This is a genomic window from Parerythrobacter lacustris (assembly GCF_024626475.1).
Classification (GTDB): domain Bacteria; phylum Pseudomonadota; class Alphaproteobacteria; order Sphingomonadales; family Sphingomonadaceae; genus Parerythrobacter_A; species Parerythrobacter_A lacustris.
In genome coordinates, this window is the sequence record NZ_JANKHH010000008.1 from 22,259 (window position 1) to 42,652 (window position 20,394).

Here is a 20,394-nt window from a genome sequence, read left to right on the forward strand (position 1 = left end):
CTATTGGCAGACCGCGATATCGATATCGCGCTGGATCAGATCGGCCTCGTAACCGACCTTCAGGGCAATGGGCTGGTCGGCGCACAGGTTGAGCCGCTGTGACTGTTCCGGGTCGAGCTCGACCGTGTAGCTGCCCGGCAGCACCCGCTCGAAGAAATAATAGCCCTCGATCTCGGTCCGCGCGTAGGCGACGATCTTGCCTTGCGCATTGCGCAGTTGCAGCCGGACACCCGACACACCGCGCGGCTTCCCGTCCTGCCGGAAAGTGACCGTGCCATCGACCTCGCTCAGCGCCACGATCGGGAAATCGGCAGCATGGATGCGACCGGGGCGGGGGACGATCTCGATCCCCTGGGTTACCGGGGCGAGATCGATATCGGGCAGGGTCGAGGTGTCGACCTGCACCGCGACCGGGCGACCTTCGCCCAGCCGGTCGAGCCGGGCGATACCGTCCTCGCCGGTGGTCGCGGTCTGGTTGAACGCAGCGAAATCGACCTCGGGCAGCACGCTGTCGCCGGGCCCGAACGCGCCGTCGCCATCCATATCGCGGAACGCGCGCACCGATGCGCCGCCGGAACCCGCGAGCCCGGGCCGTGCCATGAACAGGTTGCCGCGCAGCGGATCGCGCCCGAAGCTGAAGCCCAGCCGCAGTCCGACAGAGTATGCGTTGTCGCGAAGGCCGTAATTGCCGTCGAGCGCGACGGTGAAGCGATCGAAATCGCGGATTGCCGACAGGCCGACCAGTGGCGACTTGGTGCGGAAGGCGTAGCTGAGCGAACCCCGTATGGCGGTATCCTGGTCGATCGCGTGGTCGACCTCCAGCCCGGCGGTGACGAGGTCGGGGTTGGGCAGCAGCTGGTAACCGAGCGACAGGCGACCGCGGGTCTTCGACCGGCCGGCGGTCGCAAGATCGAAATTGCCGAACAGTTGCGACAGGCGCGCTGCCCCGGTCGAAGAGCTGTGGCTGTATTCGAAGGTGTTCGACAGCAGCAGGCCGGAGGTGCGGGTCGATGCGCGGAGCGCGGCGTTGGTCTGGGTCCTGCCGCTGGCGTTCTCGATCCGCCGCACCCGCGCGGTCAGCGGGATCGATAGCCCGCCGGCCGGGCTGCCCAGATCGAGCGAGGTGTTGAAGTCCAGCTCGGTCGACCGGCGCAATATCTCGCCGCCGATAGTACGCGTCTCGTCGATGAAATCGCCCGAATATTCGGTGTGGGCCAGCGTCACCGCCGAATTGCCGAACCGTCCCGCCACACCCCCGCTGAATGCGAAGGCACCGCCGTCCTGCATCGCGGCATCGGCCTTGATCGCGAAGCGCCCGATGCCTGTCCGAATTCCGGCGGCGGCGAGCCAGCGGGTTTCGAGCGGGGTTTCGAACCACGCGCCGCTGGCCAGCGCGGTGAGGCCGGGACTTATCCCGTAAGCGAGTTCGGCGGTTGCCCGCCAATCGCCAAAGTCGGGCGGCGGGTTGTAGTCCGGATCGCGCACGCCGAGGACGTTCTCATCCTTCTGCACCGCCCCCAGACGATAGACCAGCTTGCCCGCCGGCAGCCGACCATCGCCGACCGTGATCCGCCGCACTTCCTCGTTGCGCTGCCCTTGCGGTCCGAAGAAGACCAGACGGAAGACGTTGAGTCCGAAATCGACCGGGACCTGGAGGAATTCGTACTGACCATTGACCGCATCGCGGGTCGAGCCGACGAGGATGTCGTTGCGATAGAGTTCGACCTCGTAACCGTCCTGCAGGATGCCGCGCAGGTCGATCTTCTCGAACACCGAGAAGCTTTCCGGCGGCATGTTGGTGATGGTCGCGCCGCGCCCGGTCACGCTGCGCAGCCCGATCGGCATCGACAGCGTCGAGACATCGCCGACCGCAAAATCGGTCGCCTGTAGCGGACCGAACAGCTGTGCATCGGGGTCCGTACGTCCGACTTCGATCAGCGAGGTCGTCAGGCCTTTCCTGCTGTCTCCCCCGAGATAGGCCTGCGCGGTCAGGAAGCCGAGATCGCCGGCGAGTTGCGCATTCCCCTCGAGCCTCGGGCCGACAGTGCTGTCCGACGTTGCCCGCAGCTCGACGCCGACGACCGGAACCGAGGCGAGCAGATAGGGAGTTTCCTGCCGGGGCCAGTCGACCTTGCCTGCCGGGTTGGCGCGATTGGCGAGTCGGCGGCGCTCCGCCTCCCTGCGCATGCGCTCTTCGAACGGGAACGGCTCCAGCGTTTCGATCAGGATCGCTTGCGAGCGCAGGTCGGTTTCGATGCGCAGCGGCAACAACCGCTCGAACTGGTCGGCGCGGACGTAGAGCTCACCATCGAAGGCGACGGCGGCATCGGCTGGAAGGGCGCTCTCCTTGCCCTCGAGTGAGAGCAGCCGCTTGTGCAGATCGATGGTGAGCGTCCGCTGTTCGCTCAGCACCCAGCCGCTGGCGTAGTTCCCGTTGTCGCCGACCGCGATTGCGATGTCGAGAATGCGCGCCAGCGTGCCCAGCGGCAGGTACACGCCGGTGCGCGAACCATAGGCAATCACCGTATCGGTCGCGTCGATCCCCTTGACCTTGACCTCGAGGATCAGCTCGTCCTGATAGCTCAGCTCGGGCGGCTGGGCCGAAGCTGTAAAGGCCGATTGGGGGTTGGCGACGAAGCCTGCGGCTGCGGGGGTGGCCGGGGGCGCGGCATTGCCCAGCCCCAGCGTCGGGGTCGTCCGTGCTGCGGGGATCATCGCCGCAGTGGGCGTCGCGGCAGGCGAGGGCGCGGCATCGTCGTTTGCCGCAGCAGGGGCTGCCTGCGGTTGCGGTGGTGCGACCGTGGCCATCGGAATGGGCGATCGGCGGGGTGGAACCACCGATGCCAGATCAGGAACCTTCGCAGCAGGTCCGGAGGCCGCATCCGCTGCGCTGTCATCGGTCGGCGCGGTACTCCCGCGGGCTGCGATACTTCGCCGCCTGACGACCTCGGAATAGTCGCCTCCGAGCGCAAGCTGCGTATCCGCGCGGTCGAGCGGCGGGTCGGTCCGTGCATCGACCCCCGATGCGGGCGAAGTCGCCGGTCGAGTTGCGGCCGGGGTGGGTTCCGCCACGGCTATTACGACCGGCGCAGGCTTGGCCGGTTCGGCAAGCGATGGTGGAGCGGCGGTCGCCGGCGGATCCTCGGCGCTTTCCGCCCGCTCCGGTGGCAGGGCAGGGTTCGCCTTTACCGCCGGTTCGATCGGACTCGCTTGCGATAGCGCGGTGGGGACTACGCTTTCGGCCATCGTTGCAGCCGCCGCTAGCTCCTCCGGCGCCGGGTCGGGCGTGAAATCGATCTCGGGCCAATCGACCGGTTCGGTAGCGGCCACCAGCGGCGCAGGAATGTCCTCCGGTTCCGCATCGGAGCCGCCCCGCGCGACTTCGAGTATCCCGGCAAGCTTGCCCAGACCCGGGGACAGCTGCGGCTCCGCAGTGTGAGCCGGATCGATGCGGTCTGCGGGGATTCCGTCGTTGGCAGGCTTCGCTGCGGACGAGATGGCGGCGGGCGGCCTGGAGACCCGGGGTTCGCCGACCGTTGCGATTGTCCCTTCGCTTGCTGATGCGAGCAGCGTGGACTTGCGATCCTCGACGGCTGGCAGCGGATCGACCGGGCTGCGGAACTGCCCGAGCGCGGGTGTCGTGGCATCGGAGCCCGCGATGGCCTTGCGCCCGAGCGGGCCAAACTCGGGCTCGGGATAGCCTTGCTTGCGCGGGCTCGCACCGGGATCGGATTTTTCCGCCTCGGGGAAGGCGAGCTCCGTACTCCGGTCGGCCTCGTTGCGCTGGGTGCAGCCCAAGCCAAGCAGGACGGTGCCAAGGGCGACCGTTCCTACATTCCGGGCCTTGTTCCTGTTCACCTGATGACGAATGTATTCTCTGCGAGCTGCGCCCCGGGTTCGTAATCGTCATCGGTGTAGGTGATGGTCAGTTCGGCACCCGGCGCGAGGAAGCGCGCTTCGGTTTCCGGTTCGATCGGCAGCAGCACTTTTCGCTGGCCGATCTCGGGGTAGACACCGATGCCGCGCGAAATCGAGACCGGCTGGGGCGCGCCCTTGGCCGTCACCACGAAATCGCCGAACGCGGAGCGCGTGCCCGACCGGTTGATCGTGATGCCGATAGCGCGCGACCCGTCGGGCAGGGTCAGCACCTGCGGATCGGAGAGCGAAACGTCGAGCGTCGTCTCGCCGATGCGGACGATCACCGGAATGGAAATGCCGAAGCGCGGCCGGATGGTGATGCCGATGGCGTTGCCTTCGGCCCCGCCGACCGCATTGTCGATCGACAGGCCCCCGCTGCCTTCGCGCGGAACCGACAAGGCAAGGAAGTGCGAGCGATACTCGCCATCGGGCAGTTCGTTGGTGGCCCGCGCCATCATGCGGATGGTCTGGGATTCGTTGGCGCGCAACGTGACGCGTCGCGGCGAATAGCGCAGGATGTCGCTGGCCTTGAGAACCTTCGCCTTGTCCTCTTCGCTCAGCCCGTCGTTGAAATTGATCAGCCGCCCGTCGGGCGTCATCATCATGTCCTGCAACTCGATCTCGTAATCGCCTTCGTTGCTGGTCTTGTTGTAGAGGCCGATGGTCGCAATCTCGCGCCGGCCGTTGATGACCACACGCTTGGGATAGAGATTGATGTCGCCCATCCCGCCGACCGCACCTTCGGGCGCGGGCGCGACTTGGGGTGCGCTGGCGTCTTGCGACAGAGCGGTGGTCGAAAGACCGGCGAAGGTAGCGAAAAGGGCAATGGCCGCGGTGCGGTATCGCCGGGAAGGGTAAGGCCGTTCCATGTAAAACCCCGTGATGCGAACCCGGATCGTGCGATCGGGTCGGGCCTTACACCATCATGGAATCACAGGTAAAGCACCGAGACCGTGTAAGTCCCCGTATATGTGCCGACCTGCTGGTTCGCGTTCACTCGCAGCCGGGCACCGACCAGCAGCGGGGCATAGCCGTTGGCGTCGAACCGACGCAGCCCCAACAAGGCCGGGTTCACCTGGAACTGGTCGACCCGCATCGTGCTGGTCCCGTTCGAGATGTTGATGAAATTCGGCATGAACAGGATGAACCGGCGGTTGGCGTCGCCGAACACCGCAAATGCCCCCGGACCTCTGCCATTGAACGCCTGCGGTGTGCTGGTTTGGCCCACGACGCCGCCAGTCTCGCTGATCGCGCCGGTGTAGGCGAGGGTCATGGTGCCGTTTGTGGTGGGCTGCATAATGCGGCCGAAGCGCAGATCTGCCACGCGCTGGACGCCGATCGGCTCCACCACGGTCACCTGAGCGGCGCCGGTAGTGGTAAACTCATCCCCCGGCCCGGCCATGGCCTGGCCGCCGGTCGCGAGCGCAAGCGCTCCCGCAGCCATCCGCCAAGCGGGGCCGAAGACAGTTCGGAGAGTCATCTGGGCAGAAGACACAACACGGGCGGGCCCTGAGCGAGCCCGCCCGCGCGGTGCAGGTCTTAGTCGTACGACGCGGTAACGGTGTACGAACCGGTGTAGCTGCCGGGGGTCTGGGTATCGCCCACGGTCAGCGTGCCGCCGACCGAGAAGCTGCCCGTGCCCGAGCCGTTGATCGAGGTCGGGGCGTTGTCGGTGGTGACGAACGCCATGTCGGTGCCCGGACCGGTCAGCACGCCATCGCCCACATCGACGGTGATCGCACGGTTGGCATCGCCGGTCAGGGTGAAGGCGTCGGCCGAAGTGACCGAGCCGGTGAGGACGACGGCATCGTCGCCGTTGTCGGTCACAGTGCCGGCCAGATCGACAGTCACGGTGCCGCCATTGCCGGCAGTGATCGTGCCGAAAGCGAGTTCGGCGCCGGACACGTGGTCGACGGTGATCGGGGCAACGATGGTGGCGCTGGCGCTACCGGTTGCGGAGTCGGTGTCGCCCGGCGCAGCAAGGGCCGGGGTAGCGATCGCAGCGACGAATGCTGCAAGAACGATTTTCTTCATTTGGTCATCCCCAAAAGGCTTGGTCCTGTTCGCTGCGCTTGCGCACAACACGGCACGAACGGTTGGTCCTCTCGTGCAGGACTAAGGGATAGTGCGTAGTTCTTAAGGAATTCCTATCAGGGGAAACCGTCTGTTCCTAAAGACATAGATATGAAATCAACCCGGTATTAACCATAGTTCACTACTATCGGTACCTCGGCAACGTAGCTTCCTATGGCGGTTCCGGCCGGAATAGTGAGCGTGCCGCCCACGCGCACTTCGTCCGATCCGGCCTGATCGAGGCGGCCGAACGGCCCGAGCGTGCCGAGATTCCGGCTCCATGCAGTGAGGCCGGAAACCGGCAAACCGGGCCCGCCTCCTCCCCGATGTTCAGCCATCACCACCGACGGAAGTCCAATCGCGTAGTCGCGGCCGCTTTCACCGGTCACGGCGAAGCGTGCCGCGCCAATCGCGCATTGCGACGTGCCCGCGCAGGCAGGGCGCGCTCCACCCGAATATTGCGCTGCGCCCGATGCCGGCGCGATGGCGACCTCGCCGCCTTCGGAGGCGGAGACCGCAATGGCACCGAACTCCAGATCGGACACCGCGACAACGCCGATCGGCTCGACGATCTGCGCGCCTGCTGCCCCCTGCGAACTGCTTGCGCCCGGCTGGGCGATCGCTGCGGTGGCGGCGGCGTGCCATGCCGCGCAAAAAAGCGCGCCCCTTATTGCCAAAGCAAGATGCAACTGCATGCCTCCGACCCTATCGATCGCGAGGGGTCTGACCAGCGGATGCTCGCTACCTGACCGAAATCAGGACGGCATCCACCGGAATCGGCAGCACCACCGTCCCGCCGCCATAATTTCGCTCGACATCCAGCCGCCCGCCGAGATTGAAGGTCGTCTCGCACACCCGAGCGCGGCAATTGGGGATTCTTATGGTCACCGGCTGGCCCGCCGCGACATTCACATACCCCGGCAAGTCGCTCTGGTACTGGGTCAGCTCGGCAACGATCCCGCCCTGGGTGATGACCGGCGCGGCGGCGAAGCGAAGCTCGATCTCGAGATCGAGCCGGCGATTGCCGTTGTTCCCGCGATCGTAGCTGACGCGAAAACGGGCCGGCCCGGTGCCCGACGTGCCCGCCGAGAAGATGCCCGAGCTCTGCACGCTGCCATCGGGTCGCACCACCCGGTAACCATCGCTCATCACGGCGAAACTGCCGAAACGCAGATCGTTCACCGGGGTCACGCGCAGTTGCGGCGTGTCGGCCCGCGCAGGCTGCGACCCGACGAGCAACGCCAGCGCTGCCATCGCAAGGGACAGCTGCATGGCCTTTCGGGCAATCGCAGGAGCGGGCAAGTGCATAGGAACCGGCGCATATCGCATTGCCCCGCCTGCTGACCAGCCCTCGATCGCCTTTTGCCTCGAACGGATCGCCCCGCATGCGGCCCGACTTCGACGAGTCTGCTTTACGAATACGTCAACTTTGGGCTAGGCGATTCGCCGTGTTTGGCGAGCAGCGCCGGGAGAGCAGCATGAACCTCGATTTCACCCCCGAAGACGAAGCCTTCCGCGAGGAAGTGCGCACATTCCTCAAGGAAAAGCTGCCCAAGCGGCTGAGCGACAAGGTCCGCACCGGACAGCATCTGACCAAGGCCGATATGGAGGAATGGCACGCCATCCTCAACGAGCGCGGCTGGCTCGCCAACCACTGGCCGGTCGAATGGGGCGGGACGGGATGGAGCGTGATGCAGCGCTTCATCTTCGAGACCGAGACGGCGATTTTCCACGCGCCCCGGATCGTGCCTTTCGGCCTCTCGATGCTCGCGCCGGTGCTGATCAAATACGGCACCGAGGAGCAGTGCCGCCATTACCTGCCGCGCATCCTCGACGGCACCGACTGGTGGTGCCAGGGCTATTCGGAGCCGGGTGCAGGCTCGGACCTCGCCAGCCTCAAGACGCAGGCGGTGCGCGAGGGCGATCACTACATCGTCAACGGCCAGAAGACCTGGACCACGCTCGGCCAGCACGCCGACTGGATCTTCTGCCTCGTGCGCACCAGCAGCGAAGGCAAGCGGCAGGAAGGCATCAGCTTTCTGCTGATCGACATGAAGAGCCCGGGCATCGAAGTGCGCCCGATCAAGCTGCTCGACGGCGATTACGAGGTCAACGAGGTGTTCTTCACCGATGTGAAGGTGCCGGTGACCAACCTCGTCGGCGAGGAGAACCAGGGCTGGACCTACGCCAAGTACCTGTTGACCTACGAGCGGACCAATATCGCCGGAGTCGGCGCGTCGATGGAATTGCTCGACCGGCTGAAGGACGTCGCGCGCACCACCATGCGGGGCGGCAAGCCGCTGGCCGAAGATCCGTTCTACGCCGCGCGCCTCGCCAAGCTCGAGATCGATCTCGAGAACATGAAGACCACCAACCTCCGCGTGCTCGACGCGGCGGGCGCGGGCCATGCGCCGGTGGCCGAAAGCTCGATGCTCAAGATCCGCGGCACCGAGATCCGGCAGGAGATCAACGATTTGATGCGCCGCGCGGCGGGCCGCTATGCGCAGCCTTTCGTCGCCGAGGCGCTGGAGGAAGGCTTCAACGGCGAGCCGGTCGGCCCCGAATGGGCCAATCCGGTCGCCTCGCAATATTTCAACAATCGCAAGCTCTCGATCTTCGGCGGATCGAACGAAGTGCAGCGCGAGATCATCACCAAGGCCGTGCTCGGCCTCTAACCAGCGAGACAACAGACAGATGGATTTTTCGATTGGTGAAGACCGGCAGATGCTGGTCGATACGCTGTCCCGCTACCTCGCGGACAAGGCCGACTGGAAGGCGCGCGAGGCGGCGCTGGAAAGCGAAGCCGGGTTCGACAAGGATATGTGGGCCGGCATGGCCGAACTCGGCATCCTCGGCGCGCTGTTCGGCGAAGAGGCGGGCGGCTTCGGCGGTTCGCCGTTCGACATTGGCGTGGTGTTCGGCGAAGTCGGGCGAGGCTTGCCTACGGGTCCGTTTCTCGCGACCTTGCTGGCGGGCAAGCTGCTCGAAGCGGCGGGCGACAGCGAGACGCTGGGCAATGTCATCGCCGGCGCCAGCATCGCCACCTTCGCGCACCACCCGGCGGTGGGCGCCGACGGTTCGGTCGCCCCGCAGGCAACCGCCAGCGGTGCGGGCGACAGCTGGACGCTGAGCGGCGCGAAGGGCGTGGTCGACTATCTCGGCAGCGCGGATATCGTCGTCGTCACGGCGGAAACGGGCAACGGACTGGGGGCCTTTCTGGTCGAGACCGGCGCGGCGGGCGTTTCGGTGCGCGACTATCCGCTGGTCGATGGCGGCGCGGCGGGCGAGCTCACGCTCGACAACGCGCCGGCACGGCTGTTGACCGGCGATAGCGCGGCGATCGATGCCGCGCTTGCTTCCGGGGTCGTCGCGACCGCATGGGAAGCGGCGGCGGTGATGGAAGTGCTGCGCGACCAGACGCTCGAATATCTGCGCACCCGCAAGCAGTTCGGCATCCCGATCGGCAAGTTCCAGGCGCTCCAGCACCGCATGGCGACCGTCGCGCTCGAGATCGAGCAGGCACGCTCGGCGGCGATCAACGCGGCGGCGAATTTCGACAAGGGCGCCGCCCAGCGCGACCGCTTCGGCGCGGCGGCGATGTATACCGTCGGCAAGGTCGGGCGGCTGGTGGCCGAGGAAGCGATCCAGATGCACGGCGGCATCGGCATGACGTGGGAACTGCCGCTGTCGCACTATGCCAAGCGGCTGACGATGCTCGGCCACGTGATGGGCGACGAGGACGAACACCTCGCGCGCTTCATTGAGCTGGGCGCGCAAGAGACCAACAGGGCGGCCTGAGCCTCGGGTAAAGCGGGAAGGGCGGGAGCGGGCGGTGCTTCCTGCTACTCGGCGCGCCGGTGGTGGCGGCGTCGATCAGCGGTTTATGGCAGCAGGGCTCGGTGCCGCCAGCTCCTCTGGCTACAAAGGAGGCCGACGATCCTCGTGGCGACCTGCCGCCAGCAGGCGATCCTTATGCGGGCGCGTCGCTGCGGCGGGATTGAGCGGCCCTGCCGCATTGCTCTACACCTTGTCGGGCGCGGTCGCGGCGCGGTCGATCTGCGCCAGCTCGCCGCGCGGGTTGTAGTTGTAATCGGCAAGGACGGTGTTCGCCGCATCTTTGATCTGGTTGAAACTAAGTGTGGCTCCCCGAAAATCCCTGAGCGACAAAAAATGAGTGAGCCTCAACACCTCTAACTTAAGCGAATCACGAAAATCTCAGAAACTTCTTCCTCGGTAAGCACACCATCACTTATCATCTCTCTAAAAAGGTCTTCAAGTATCTTCCATAAATCATCTATATAGCTCTGAACTGAAAATAGCACATCACTACCTTGACATACATTTATATGTATAGCTCTGCTTCTATCCTTAGAATTGAATATTTTTAAATAGGTTGTTTCTGCAAAAAATAAAAGATATACTATTTCTAATCTGAGTTCCAAAAGTAGAGCTGCCCTAATTCCATTTTCTAGGAAATCTATGGCAGGTTCAAGAATCGTAACTTCACCGTCATCCATCCCTCTCCCTAATTTGAACTGAACAGTTCTATCTGAAATTTCCATCTTGGGCGAGGGATCATCAGCATAGTAGAATGATGCAGACATTAGTGCGCTGCTTTCTAACATTAGACTACTCCAATAGAACATTTGATATAACAAGAATTGGAGATTCCCGAAATGAGCCCACGATACCTCGTACGACAATAGTATTGGCTTCAGATCCATGCTGGGTAACACCAAGAGACATCCCGCCCGGTATGTTGGATCTGAGTTCAATATGCCTTCCCACAAAGGAAATCTGCACAAACGGATTTGCGAGGACTGGCACAACAATACTGGAAAAAAATGAGTTTCTATTTTCAAGGTGATTGGAATAGAAACAAGATTTTTTTATTCCGCACTCTGAACTTCTAAGGAAATTATGTACTCTAGCAATCTTGTCAAAATTCTGCTCGCTAAGAGCCCCAGGTATTCCCCCTAAGAAGGGGATTAGACTTTCGGGTTTCGCAGGAACAATGGGACCCGCAATGCCTTGGTTCCCCTCCTGCGGCGCGCCTCCGCTGCTGTCGGAGTCATCCTCACCAGCACGTCGCGCGCCCCCATTCTCTCCCCGATGATCATCAAATTGCGACCCGTCAGCCTTCCAAGTCTTCGCGAAGAGACTAAAGCCTCGGTCAAGCGTTCGCTTGTCATCTTGCGCCAACCCCGTCGGGTCCACCCCATTTACCGGATCATTCCCAACATAGCCATAGAGGTTGCTGTCGTCCTCATAGCCGATCGGGTCGGTCTGCATGAACCGCCCGAGCAGCGGGGAGTACATCCGGGCCTTGTAGTAGTTCATCCCCAGCTCGGGGAGCCAGATCTGCCCGGTGTACTGGAACCGCCCGGTGTTGGCCTGTCCGGGGACCCCGTATTCGTCGTAGCTGTTGATCTGCGCCGCGCCGCCCGCGCTGTCGGTGCTCAGCACGATCGAGCCGCGTGCATCGGTGTAGAGGTTGCGGCGGTTCGAGGCGGCGGTGCCTGCGCCTGCATATTCGACCAGCGGATCGTCCGCCCCTGCCGCAGGGCCATGGAGGTAGCGCTTAAGCATGGCACCCGCTGCACTGTACTCCGCCACCATCAGTCCTGAGCTTGTCGAAGGGCGGTCGTAGAGGAACCGGTGGGTGTCGAGCAGGATGCCGCGGACACAATACCAAATTGCGTGTCTCCTCCAACCACACCTTCTCCTGCATCGCGCAGGCGACAAGCCATTTTCCTACACGCCGCGAGCCTGCTAGCTTCCACCGGCTCTTTGAAAATCGAATCCCCCACTCCCTCGCCCGGCCGCCGCACAACTTTATTTGTAATGCGCGCTATGTGTGAAGTTGGCCATTCTGTTCAGGCTAGCCAAGTAAAATTTGAACATCTTGCCACCTCGGCCCGGAACCCCCGCCATTCCCTCCGCATGCGCGCTTTGCGGTTTTGGTGTCGCCTTAGTGTCGCCATTCAGCCTTGCGCGGCAACTTCCTCGGCTATCCCAGAACCGGTGCAACCACACAGCTGACTGGCCAATGCCCGTCCGCTCGCCAGCTATGTCAGGAAAATTGGTGCGGTCGAGAAGACTCGAACTTCCACGGCCTTTCGGCCACAACGACCTCAACGTTGCGCGTCTACCAGTTCCGCCACGACCGCACACAGTCAGCACGGGCCGTGCGGCCCCGCTTGGTAGGAGCGCGCCACTAGCAAAGCGGTTTTGACTCCGCAAGCGAATGATTGCCGGCCTGTGAAACGAATTTGCACGCGGCGGCGGAGCGCGCGCGGCGGCATCCGCTCAGCGCGTCGCCTTCCACCCGATCTCGGCGTATTTGGCCGATTTGGGCACGTCGCGCGCGACTTCGTTGATGGTCATGCTCTCGCCCGGGGCGAGGGTGCTTTCGGGCGGCACGACTTCCCAGCTGTAGACCAGCTTGTCGCGCTGGTCGCGCATCACGATCAGGATCGAGGGCACCTTGAGTGTGGCGCGCCCGACATTGGTGATCGTCCCGCTCGCGCCGAAGAACTCGGTGCCGTTGGGCAGGGTGCGGCGGTCCTGCTTGTCGGCGGGGAAATCGAGTACCAGGTCGGGCTGTTCCGGTCCGAAGGTCGCACGGCTGAACGGCACCCAGTCAGGCATGCCGTAATAGCTGACGGCATAGATCAGGCCGGAGGCGACCAGCGCGAACAGCACCGCGGCGGCGGTCCAGATCTTGAGCGGATTGCGGCGTCCGCGGAACGGCGGCTGGCGATCGAACTGCGAGACCTCGTCGAACTCGGGCTCGGGGTAGGGCGCGCGGGAGGTCTCGACCACGCTCGGCGGGAGATCGTCCGGCTCGCTCTCGCGATAGGCGGGGGTGGCGATGGGCTCATGCTCGACCTCCGGCTCGCGGCGGATCGGGGGAGGCGGGACGGGCTCGGTCTCGACGCGCTCCTTCGGCTGCGGAGCGCGGGCCGGCGGCGGGGAAGCCACCGGGGCGGGAGCGGGACTCGGGGCGGTGGTGGTGCGCTGGATGCCGTCGAAGCCCGGCGCGGGGGCAGGACCTGCTTCGGCCTGTTTGAAATCCTGGAGGTCGAGTTCCGGCCCGTCCTGGAACCAGCTGTGGCGGCATTTGGCGCAGCGCACCGTCCGCCCGTCCACGCCGATCGCGCTGTCGGGGACGACATAGCGCGTCGAGCAGGCGGGGCACGCGATAATCATGGTGACTGAAGTCCTTACGTGCGTGTGACAGGGGCAACAAGGCTTCGCGGCTGTGGGCAGGACAGACTGCGGCTTTTTTCCACATGGAAGGGCGGCTATAGGCCCGACACGATGCGTCTCTCCCGCCAATTCCCGCGCCCCCGGTGCCGCCGCCGATGAACGCGCCCGACAACGAAGTGGTGACCTTCGACAATGTCGGGCTGCGCTATGGCCCCGACCGCGAAGTGCTGAGCGATGTCTCTTTCACCCTGTTTCCCGGCAGCTTCTACTTCCTCACCGGGGCGAGCGGGGCGGGCAAGACCTCGCTGCTCAGGCTGCTCTACCTCGCGCAGCGCCCGTCGCGCGGAGCGATCCGCATGTTCGGGACCGACCTGATCACCATGGCGCGCAAGAAGCTGCCGGCCTACCGCCGCAGGATCGGTGTGGTGTTCCAGGATTTCCGGCTGGTGCCGCACCTCTCGGCGTTCGACAATGTCGCGCTGCCGCTGCGCGTCTCGGGCGTGCGCGAAGAAGATCTGCGCAAACCGGTTGCCGACATGCTCGACTGGGTCGGGCTGTCGCACCGGAGCGAAGACCGTCCGGCGACGCTTTCGGGCGGTGAGCAGCAGCGCGTCGCGATCGCCCGCGCGGTGATCGGGCGGCCCGATGTTCTGGTGGCGGACGAGCCGACCGGCAACGTCGATCCCGAAATGGCGCTGAAGCTGTTGCGGCTGTTCGAGGCGCTCAACCGGCTCGGGACGACGGTGGTGGTCGCGACCCACGACGTCCACCTGCTGCGCAAGGTGCCCGAATCGCTGATCATGCGGCTCGACAAGGGGCGGTTGTCTGATCCCACCGGCGCGTTGCGCTATCCCCCGCGCCCGGACGCGCCGCGCGAGACGCGGACATGAGCATGAAGAAGCCGCCGACCCTCGGGCGCAAGATCGCGCGCGGCTTCACCCGCTTCGGCGGCGAGCGGGCGGCGCAGCTGTTGCCCGAAGCCCGGCTTGCCGGGCCGATGCCGTGGGTGATCGCGATCATGGTCACGCTGGTCGTTGTCGCCACTGCGGGCGGGCTGGCGATGCGCAACATCGCCGAGACCGCGCGCGCCGAACTGGCCGGCGGGGCGACGGTGCAGGTGCTCGAGGCCCTGCCGCAGGAACGCGAGCGGCAGGCGCAGGTGGTCGAAGCGATGCTGGGCAGCGACCCGATGGTCGCCTCGATCCGCCGGGTGCCGGACGAAGAACTCGACGCCCTGCTCGAGCCTTGGCTCGGTGCCGACAGCGAAAGCCAGGCGGTGCCGGTCCCGGCGCTGATCGACGTCCGGCTGCGCGGCGAAGTGACGCAGGCAGCGCTCGACGATCTGCAGGCACGGATCGCGACGCGTGCCCCCGATGCGCGGATCGATGCGCAGGCGAGCTGGCTCGCGCCAGTGTTCGGCGCGCTGACCTCGATGCAATATCTCGCGCTGGGGCTGGTGATGTTGCTGTCGCTGACCAGCGCGGCGGCGGTCTGGCTCGCGGCGCGCAGCGCGCTCGGCACCAATCGCGGGACGATCGAGGTGGTGCATATGCTGGGCGGGACGGACAGCCAGATCGCGCGCATCTTCGAACGCTCGATCGGCTTCGACGCGACAATGGGCGGGGCGGTCGGACTTACGCTGGGGCTTGGCGCGATCCTGTTGCTCGGGCGGCAGTTCGCCGCGCTCGGCTCGGGCATGGTCGCGGGCGGAGCGCTGGGCTGGCTCGACTGGGTGATTATCGCGGCGGTGCCGCTGGCTGCCGTGGCGCTGGCGATGCTGACCGCCCGGCTGACAGTGCTTTCGGCGCTTAGGCGGATGCTGTGATCCGGCGAGTGCTCGCCTTGCTCGCCGTGGCGTGGTTCCTCGGCTTCCTGTGGTTCGCGGTCGCGCTGCCGGTGCCGCTTGAGCGCGCGACGGGGGACGCTGCGGTGGTCCCGACCGGGGCGGCAGGGCGGATCGAGAGGGGGATCGAGCTGCTCGAAGTTGGCAAGGTCGAGGCGATGCTCGTCACCGGGGTCGATCCCGAAGTCAGGCCGGGGGAGTTCGCGGCCGAGTTCGAAGTACCCCCCGGGCTGATGGAATGCTGCATCACGCTTGGCTCCAGCGCGGTCGATACCCGCGGCAATGCGACCGAGACGGCCGAATGGCTCGAACAGCGCCGGTTCGGTTCGATCCGGCTGGTGACGAGTGACTGGCATATGCGCCGCGCGCGGATCGAGCTCGCTCGCACGCTCCCGACGGATGTCACCATCCGCGAGGATGCGGTGCCCACCGAGCCTTCGCTGCGCATCCTGTTCCTCGAATATCACAAGCTGCTGGCGAGCTGGGTCTCCGGCCTGTGGCGGAGCTGACCGGTGATGCTGCTGCTGCGCAATATTGCATTCTACCTGGCGTTCTATCTGCTCAGCCCGCTCTATGTCATCGCGGCGCTGGTAGTGATGCCGTTCGACCGGGCAGCTTTCCGAGTGGCGGTGCGGCGTTGGGGCAAGTTCCACCGCTGGTGCGTCAACCATTTGCTCGGCATCCGCGTGGTGCTCGAAGGTGCGCAGGGCGAGGGCGCGCTACTCTACGCGGTCAGGCACGAGAGCTTCTTCGAAGCGATCGATTGCCCCGCACTGTTCGATTACCCTGCCGTCTTCGCCAAGGCGGAGCTGTTCCGGATCCCCGGCTGGGGCCTCGTCGCGCGGCGCTATGGTCTCGTCCCTGTCGCGCGGGATCAGGGCGCGAGCATGCTGCGGGTTATGGTCAGATCGGCCCGCCAGCTGTCGAACGAGGGGCGCGAACTTGTACTGTTCCCTGAGGGGACCCGTATCCGCCACGGCACGGTTGCACCGCTGGGGGCAGGCTTTGCGGGTATCTACAAGCTGATCGGCCTGCCGGTTGTGCCGGTCGCGGTGAACAGCGGGCCGCTCTACCACCGCATCCTCAAGCGCTCCGGGACGATAACCTACCGCTTCGGCGAGGTGATCCCGCCCGGGTTGTCGCGCGAAGAGGTCGAACGGAGGGTGACCGACGCGATCAATGCGCTGAATGGTGACTGACTGGGCAGGCTGGTGCCGCACCGTCCGGCAGGACGACAAATCAATGATCCCCGCGGCCGAAGTCGGGGCGGGCATCGTCTTGACCTTCGTCGATGATCGCGCGGCGGATGGCGCGGGTGCGGGTGAACAGGTCGAACAGCGCTTCGCCATCGCCGTTGCGGATCGCGCGCTGGAGTGCCGAGAGGTCTTCGGTGAAACGACCGAGCACCTCAAGCACCGCCTCGCGGTTGGAGAGGAACACGTCGCGCCACATCACCGGGTCCGAAGCGGCGATGCGAGTGAAGTCGCGAAAGCCGCCGGCGGAATATTTGATCACCTCGCCCTGCGTCACGTCTTCCAGATCGCTGGCAGTGCCGACGATGGTGTAGGCGATCAGGTGCGGGATATGGCTGGTGACCGCGAGCACGACGTCGTGATGCGCCGGGTCCATGATCTCGACCTTCGCGCCGAGCGCTTCCCAGAACCCGGTTAGCGTGGCGACGGCAGTGGCATCCGCCCCATCGGGCGGCGTCAGGATGCACCAGCGGTGGCTGAACAGCGTGGCGAAACCGGCATCGGGTCCGCTGCGCTCGGTCCCCGCGACCGGATGCGCGGGGATCACCGCTTGGTCGGGTAGCGCCGCGCCGAGTGCCCTGGCGATCGACTGCTTGGACGAGCCGACATCGCTGACGATCGCCGCTGCAGGCAGGGCCGAGGCGATTTCGCGTGCGGCCGCTTCCATCGCGCCGACAGGGACGCACAGGATGACGAGATCGGCGCTGGCGACCGCCTCGGCAGGGGTGTCGCACACGCGGTCGACCAGCCCGCGCTCGGTAGCGCGTTGGCGCACCTGCGGATCGGCATCGAAGCCGGTGGTGGCAATCTTCGGCAGCCGCTCGGCGATCGCCAGCCCGAGCGAGCCGCCGAGCAGGCCGAGCCCGATGATCGCGACCCGCTCCACGCTCATCCCGCCTGCTCCGCCGATTTGCGGATGATGCGCGCGATATCGTCCATCTGCTCCGCCGTGCCGATGGTGATACGCAGCGCGTGCGGCAGGCCTTGCCCCGGCAGGTGGCGCACGGCGTAACCGCCTTCGGCCAGAGCGCCCAGTGCGGCCACGGCGGTCAGTGCGCCTTCGAACAGCACCAGGCTGAAATTGGCTTTGCCCGGCACCGGGCGGACGCCGTGGTTGCCCAGCGCCGTCATCGCCGCCTCAAACCGGGCCAGCTCCACCGCATTGTGCTCGCGCGAGCGGCGGACGAAATCCTGGTCGGCGAGCGCTGCGGTGGCGGCAGCCTGCCCGTGGTTGGTGACGTTGAACGGCCCGCGAATGCGGTTGAGCGAAGCGATCAGTTCGGGCGCGCCGGTGGCCCAGCCGATCCGCTCGCCGGCGAGTCCGTAGATCTTGGAGAAGGTCCGCGTGACCAGCACATTGGCGTGCGCGGCGGCGAGGTCCAGCCCGCCGTCGTCTTCGCCCTCGGTCAGATACTCGGCATAGGCCTGGTCGAGCACGAACAGCACATCGCCCGGCAATCCGGCGTGGAGCCGCGCGATTTCGGCTTTGGGCAGGCAGGTGCCGGTGGGGTTGTTGGGATTGGCGACGAACACCACCCGCGTGCGCCCGGTAACCGCCGCCAGCAGCGCGTCGACATCGGTCGCATAGTCGCGGTCGGGGGCCTCGACCGGGGTCGCGCCGCAGCGCCGCGCGGCGATATCGTAGACCGAGAAGCTGAAGCGGCTGAACAGCACTTCGTCATCGGGCCCGGCATAGGCCTGCGCGGCCAGGTTGAGCAGCTCGTCCGAACCCGTCCCGCAGACGATCCGGCCTGCGTCGATGCCGTGCACTGCGCCGATCGCCTCGCGCAGGGCGGCGGCGTCGGGATCGGGGTAGCGCGCTGCACCGGTGGCCTCGGCGAAAGCGGCGATAGCTGCGGGGCTGGTGCCGAGCGGGTTCTCGTTCGCCGACAGCTTGATCAGCGCGCGCCCGTCCGCGCCCCTGGCCTTGCCGGGGACATAGGCATGGATCGCTTCGATCCACGGTTTGGGAGTTGGTCGGCCCTGCATATTGCGCGCCTCCTAGAGCAACGCGTTGACACGGCAAAAAAGAAAATACAGCCCTTCGACAAGCTCAGGGCGAACGGGTAGAGGCAACTTCAAAATTCCGTTCGGGCTGAGCCTGTCGAAGCCCCGTCCTTCCTTTTGGCGTATCCTCGAGTGTCCAACCCGCACCAAGCCTTCGTATTGCCCGAACCGCTGCCGCTCGACAGCGGACAGGCGCTGTCGGGCGTCGAGATCGCCTACGAGACCTATGGCGAGCTCGCGGCGGACCGATCGAACGCGATCCTTGTCTGTCATGCGCTGACCGGCGACCAGTATGTCGCGAGCACCCATCCGGTGACCGGCAAGCCAGGCTGGTGGGAACGGATGGTCGGGCCGGACAAGCCGATCGATACCGACCGCTATCACGTCATCTGCGCCAATGTGATCGGCAGCTGCATGGGCTCGACCGGCCCCGCCAGCATCGCGCCGGACGGGCAGCCCTATGGCATGCGCTTCCCCGTTATCACCGTGCGCGATATGGTGCGCGGGCTCGTCGCGTTGCTCGACGGGCTGGGGATTGCACGGCTGCACGCCGTGGTCGGCGGCTCGATGGGCGGGATGCAGGCGCTGAGCCTCGCCGCCAACTGGCCCGACCGCGCCGCGCGGGTGCTCGCCATCGCCACCACCGCGCGCCATTCGGCGCAGAACATCGCCTTCCATGAAGTCGGGCGGCAGGCGATCATGGCCGATCCGAACTGGCAGGGCGGGGACTATTACGGCGGCAATGCCGCACCCGATGCCGGCCTCTCGGTGGCGCGGATGGCGGCGCATATCACCTATCTGTCCGAAGAAGGCCTGACCGAGAAGTTCGGGCGGCGGCTGCAAGCCAGGAAAGACGGCACACCCGGGGCCAAGACCTTCGGTTTCGACGCCGATTTCCAGGTCGAAAGCTATCTGCGCTATCAGGGCAGCGGCTTCGTCCAGCGGTTCGATGCCAACAGCTATCTCTATATCACCCGCGCGATGGACTATTTCGACATCGCGGAGGAGCATGGGGGCAAACTGGCCGATGCCTTCGCGGGCACCACGGCGCGCTTCTGCCTGGTCAGCTTCGACAGCGACTGGCTCTATCCCACCGCGGAAAGCCGCCATGTCGTCCACGCGCTCAACGCCGCGGGCGCGCCGGTCAGCTTCGTCGAGCTTTCCGCGCCGTTCGGGCACGACAGTTTCCTGCTCGACGTTCCCGCGCTCGACCGGGTGGTGAAGGGCTTCCTCGATGGCTGACACTCTGCGCCCCGACCTCGCGGTGATCGCGGCGCAGGTACCGCAGGGCGCGCGGGTGCTTGATGTCGGCTGCGGCGACGGGGCGCTGATGGCGGCCTTGCGCGACGGCAAGGGAGTCGACGCGCGCGGGATCGAGATCGACCCCGAACTGGTCGAACGCTGTGTCGCGCGCGGCCTCAGCGTGGTGCAGGGCGATGCCGACCGCGACCTCACCTTCTATCCCGACGGCGCGTTCGATGTGGCGATCCTCAGCCAGACGCTGCAAACCGCCGCGCGGCCCGACCACATGATGCGCGAACTGCTGCGCGTCGGCCGCCGCGCTTTCGTCAGCTTCCCCAATTTCGCCTATTGGCGGATGCGCTGGGCGCTGGTGAGCAAGGGCCGGATGCCGGTAACGCGGCATCTGCCGGTCAGCTGGTACGAAACCGAGAACATCCACCACGTGACGGTGAAGGACTTCGAACTGCTCAGCCGCGACCTCGGCGTACGGATCGAGAACCGCTGGTTCTTCACCGATGAACGCGAGATCGGCGGCAGCGGCGCGAACTGGCGGGCGGAATACGCGCTGTTCGAGGTGAGCGGGGGATAGCTTTTTAACCCGTCATTGCGAGCGGCGAAGCCGCGCGGCAATCCAGAGCTGCTCCGTGCCGCTCTGGATTGCGTCGCTGCGCTCGCAATGACGGAACGGGTAGGATTTGTTGGAATAAAGTGACACGTGTCACCCTGTAGGACTTTGTAAGGCGTTGGTTGCAAAGGATTTTGCAAAGTCCAACAGGGCGACACATTCTTGCGGAAGAGCGGAATAGGGGCCTCTGGACAGACTACAACCGCTGGCGTTTTCAACCG

At 65.4% G+C, this 20,394-nt stretch carries 20 protein-coding genes and 1 tRNA gene; 8 read left to right on the forward strand and 13 right to left on the reverse strand.

The genetic code is table 11. The features are described 5' to 3' along the window. From NSO95_RS15370 to NSO95_RS14670, 6 genes are all read right to left on the reverse strand, one after another. Window positions 1-3,858: an SdrD B-like domain-containing protein gene (locus NSO95_RS15370; RefSeq protein ID WP_257597077.1), complete on the reverse strand. Its 3,858-nt coding sequence runs from the start codon at window positions 3,856-3,858 to the stop codon at window positions 1-3. Next, window positions 3,855-4,787, reverse strand: a complete 933-nt coding sequence (locus NSO95_RS14650; protein WP_257597078.1) for a fimbrial biogenesis chaperone — start codon at window positions 4,785-4,787, stop codon at window positions 3,855-3,857. The genes NSO95_RS15370 and NSO95_RS14650 overlap by 4 nt, the downstream gene beginning before the upstream one ends. 62 nt (window positions 4,788-4,849) lie before the next feature. Further along, window positions 4,850-5,398, reverse strand: coding sequence for a DUF4402 domain-containing protein (locus NSO95_RS14655; protein WP_257597079.1), 549 nt, complete (start codon window positions 5,396-5,398; stop codon window positions 4,850-4,852). Window positions 5,399-5,457: 59 nt separating this feature from the next. Then, the gene (locus NSO95_RS14660) at window positions 5,458-5,952 is read right to left on the reverse strand and encodes a DUF4402 domain-containing protein (RefSeq protein WP_257597080.1); all 495 of its coding nucleotides are present in this window, start codon (window positions 5,950-5,952) and stop codon (window positions 5,458-5,460) included. A gap of 167 nt (window positions 5,953-6,119) precedes the next feature. After that, window positions 6,120-6,686 (reverse strand): DUF4402 domain-containing protein, encoded by a 567-nt coding sequence (locus NSO95_RS14665; protein ID WP_257597081.1) that lies wholly within the window; start codon window positions 6,684-6,686, stop codon window positions 6,120-6,122. Window positions 6,687-6,732: 46 nt separating this feature from the next. After that, window positions 6,733-7,263, reverse strand: a complete 531-nt coding sequence (locus NSO95_RS14670) for a DUF4402 domain-containing protein (RefSeq protein ID WP_257597082.1) — start codon at window positions 7,261-7,263, stop codon at window positions 6,733-6,735. 206 nt (window positions 7,264-7,469) lie between these two features. On the opposite strand from NSO95_RS14670, the gene NSO95_RS14675 reads away from it, so the two are divergent. Both NSO95_RS14675 and NSO95_RS14680 read left to right on the forward strand, forming a co-directional pair. Next, window positions 7,470-8,666 carry an acyl-CoA dehydrogenase family protein gene (locus NSO95_RS14675; RefSeq protein ID WP_257597083.1) on the forward strand — a complete coding sequence of 399 codons (1,197 nt, stop codon included), beginning with the start codon at window positions 7,470-7,472 and terminating at the stop codon, window positions 8,664-8,666. A 19-nt stretch (window positions 8,667-8,685) separates the two neighbouring features. After that, window positions 8,686-9,789 carry an acyl-CoA dehydrogenase family protein gene (locus tag NSO95_RS14680; protein WP_257597084.1) on the forward strand — a complete coding sequence of 368 codons (1,104 nt, stop codon included), beginning with the start codon at window positions 8,686-8,688 and terminating at the stop codon, window positions 9,787-9,789. A 222-nt stretch (window positions 9,790-10,011) separates the two neighbouring features. Here NSO95_RS14680 and NSO95_RS14685 read toward each other — a convergent pair whose 3' ends face one another. From NSO95_RS14685 to NSO95_RS14705, 5 genes are all read right to left on the reverse strand, one after another. Then, entirely contained in the window at window positions 10,012-10,158 is a 147-nt protein-coding gene (locus NSO95_RS14685; protein WP_257597085.1) for a hypothetical protein, read from the reverse strand. A gap of 23 nt (window positions 10,159-10,181) precedes the next feature. Then, window positions 10,182-10,595 carry a hypothetical protein gene (locus tag NSO95_RS14690; protein ID WP_257597086.1) on the reverse strand — a complete coding sequence of 138 codons (414 nt, stop codon included), beginning with the start codon at window positions 10,593-10,595 and terminating at the stop codon, window positions 10,182-10,184. A 25-nt stretch (window positions 10,596-10,620) separates the two neighbouring features. Next, complete coding sequence (locus NSO95_RS14695) at window positions 10,621-11,607, reverse strand: RHS repeat domain-containing protein (protein ID WP_257597087.1); 987 nt, start codon at window positions 11,605-11,607, stop codon at window positions 10,621-10,623. A 467-nt stretch (window positions 11,608-12,074) separates the two neighbouring features. Beyond that, window positions 12,075-12,161: transfer RNA gene (locus NSO95_RS14700), tRNA-Leu, on the reverse strand. Window positions 12,162-12,300: 139 nt separating this feature from the next. Continuing rightward, window positions 12,301-13,203: a zinc-ribbon domain-containing protein gene (locus NSO95_RS14705; RefSeq protein ID WP_257597088.1), complete on the reverse strand. Its 903-nt coding sequence runs from the start codon at window positions 13,201-13,203 to the stop codon at window positions 12,301-12,303. 155 nt (window positions 13,204-13,358) lie between these two features. Here NSO95_RS14705 and ftsE point away from each other — a divergent pair, with 155 nt between their 5' ends. The 4 genes from ftsE to NSO95_RS14725 are packed head-to-tail and all read left to right on the forward strand — an operon-like array spanning window position 13,359 to window position 16,245. Beyond that, window positions 13,359-14,093 (forward strand): cell division ATP-binding protein FtsE, encoded by a 735-nt coding sequence (ftsE, locus tag NSO95_RS14710; RefSeq protein WP_257597089.1) that lies wholly within the window; start codon window positions 13,359-13,361, stop codon window positions 14,091-14,093. Window positions 14,094-14,095: 2 nt separating this feature from the next. Continuing rightward, window positions 14,096-15,028, forward strand: a complete 933-nt coding sequence (locus NSO95_RS14715) for a cell division protein FtsX (RefSeq protein ID WP_257597191.1) — start codon at window positions 14,096-14,098, stop codon at window positions 15,026-15,028. Further along, complete coding sequence (locus tag NSO95_RS14720; protein WP_257597090.1) at window positions 15,025-15,555, forward strand: YdcF family protein; 531 nt, start codon at window positions 15,025-15,027, stop codon at window positions 15,553-15,555. Before NSO95_RS14715 ends, NSO95_RS14720 begins: the two co-directional genes overlap by 4 nt. Before the next feature lie 6 nt (window positions 15,556-15,561). After that, window positions 15,562-16,245 (forward strand): lysophospholipid acyltransferase family protein, encoded by a 684-nt coding sequence (locus NSO95_RS14725; protein ID WP_257597192.1) that lies wholly within the window; start codon window positions 15,562-15,564, stop codon window positions 16,243-16,245. Window positions 16,246-16,285: 40 nt separating this feature from the next. Here the strand turns inward: NSO95_RS14725 and NSO95_RS14730 are convergent, their stop codons facing one another. Together NSO95_RS14730 and hisC are read right to left on the reverse strand one after the other, a co-directional pair. Then, window positions 16,286-17,191, reverse strand: a complete 906-nt coding sequence (locus NSO95_RS14730) for a prephenate/arogenate dehydrogenase family protein (RefSeq protein ID WP_257597091.1) — start codon at window positions 17,189-17,191, stop codon at window positions 16,286-16,288. Next, the gene (gene hisC / locus NSO95_RS14735) at window positions 17,188-18,288 is read right to left on the reverse strand and encodes a histidinol-phosphate transaminase (protein WP_257597092.1); all 1,101 of its coding nucleotides are present in this window, start codon (window positions 18,286-18,288) and stop codon (window positions 17,188-17,190) included. The genes NSO95_RS14730 and hisC overlap by 4 nt, the downstream gene beginning before the upstream one ends. Before the next feature lie 150 nt (window positions 18,289-18,438). On the opposite strand from hisC, the gene metX reads away from it, so the two are divergent. Further along, window positions 18,439-19,548: a homoserine O-acetyltransferase MetX gene (gene metX / locus NSO95_RS14740; RefSeq protein ID WP_257597093.1), complete on the forward strand. Its 1,110-nt coding sequence runs from the start codon at window positions 18,439-18,441 to the stop codon at window positions 19,546-19,548. After that, entirely contained in the window at window positions 19,541-20,137 is a 597-nt protein-coding gene (gene metW, locus NSO95_RS14745) for a methionine biosynthesis protein MetW (protein ID WP_257597094.1), read from the forward strand. The genes metX and metW overlap by 8 nt, the downstream gene beginning before the upstream one ends. The last annotated feature ends 257 nt before the right edge of the window (window positions 20,138-20,394 follow it).

Coding starts and splice junctions, on each gene's coding strand:
- NSO95_RS14650 (WP_257597078.1), bottom strand. CDS start 4,787: ATGGAACGGCCTTACCCTTCCCGGCGATACCGCACCGCGGCCATTGCC.
- NSO95_RS14655 (WP_257597079.1), bottom strand. CDS start 5,398: ATGACTCTCCGAACTGTCTTCGGCCCCGCTTGGCGGATGGCTGCGGGA.
- NSO95_RS14660 (WP_257597080.1), bottom strand. CDS start 5,952: ATGAAGAAAATCGTTCTTGCAGCATTCGTCGCTGCGATCGCTACCCCG.
- NSO95_RS14665 (WP_257597081.1), bottom strand. CDS start 6,686: ATGCAGTTGCATCTTGCTTTGGCAATAAGGGGCGCGCTTTTTTGCGCG.
- NSO95_RS14670 (WP_257597082.1), bottom strand. CDS start 7,263: ATGCAGCTGTCCCTTGCGATGGCAGCGCTGGCGTTGCTCGTCGGGTCG.
- NSO95_RS14675 (WP_257597083.1), top strand. CDS start 7,470: ATGAACCTCGATTTCACCCCCGAAGACGAAGCCTTCCGCGAGGAAGTG.
- NSO95_RS14680 (WP_257597084.1), top strand. CDS start 8,686: ATGGATTTTTCGATTGGTGAAGACCGGCAGATGCTGGTCGATACGCTG.
- NSO95_RS14690 (WP_257597086.1), bottom strand. CDS start 10,595: ATGTCTGCATCATTCTACTATGCTGATGATCCCTCGCCCAAGATGGAA.
- NSO95_RS14705 (WP_257597088.1), bottom strand. CDS start 13,203: ATGATTATCGCGTGCCCCGCCTGCTCGACGCGCTATGTCGTCCCCGAC.
- ftsE (WP_257597089.1), top strand. CDS start 13,359: ATGAACGCGCCCGACAACGAAGTGGTGACCTTCGACAATGTCGGGCTG.
- NSO95_RS14715 (WP_257597191.1), top strand. CDS start 14,096: ATGAAGAAGCCGCCGACCCTCGGGCGCAAGATCGCGCGCGGCTTCACC.
- NSO95_RS14725 (WP_257597192.1), top strand. CDS start 15,562: ATGCTGCTGCTGCGCAATATTGCATTCTACCTGGCGTTCTATCTGCTC.
- NSO95_RS14730 (WP_257597091.1), bottom strand. CDS start 17,191: ATGAGCGTGGAGCGGGTCGCGATCATCGGGCTCGGCCTGCTCGGCGGC.
- hisC (WP_257597092.1), bottom strand. CDS start 18,288: ATGCAGGGCCGACCAACTCCCAAACCGTGGATCGAAGCGATCCATGCC.
- metW (WP_257597094.1), top strand. CDS start 19,541: ATGGCTGACACTCTGCGCCCCGACCTCGCGGTGATCGCGGCGCAGGTA.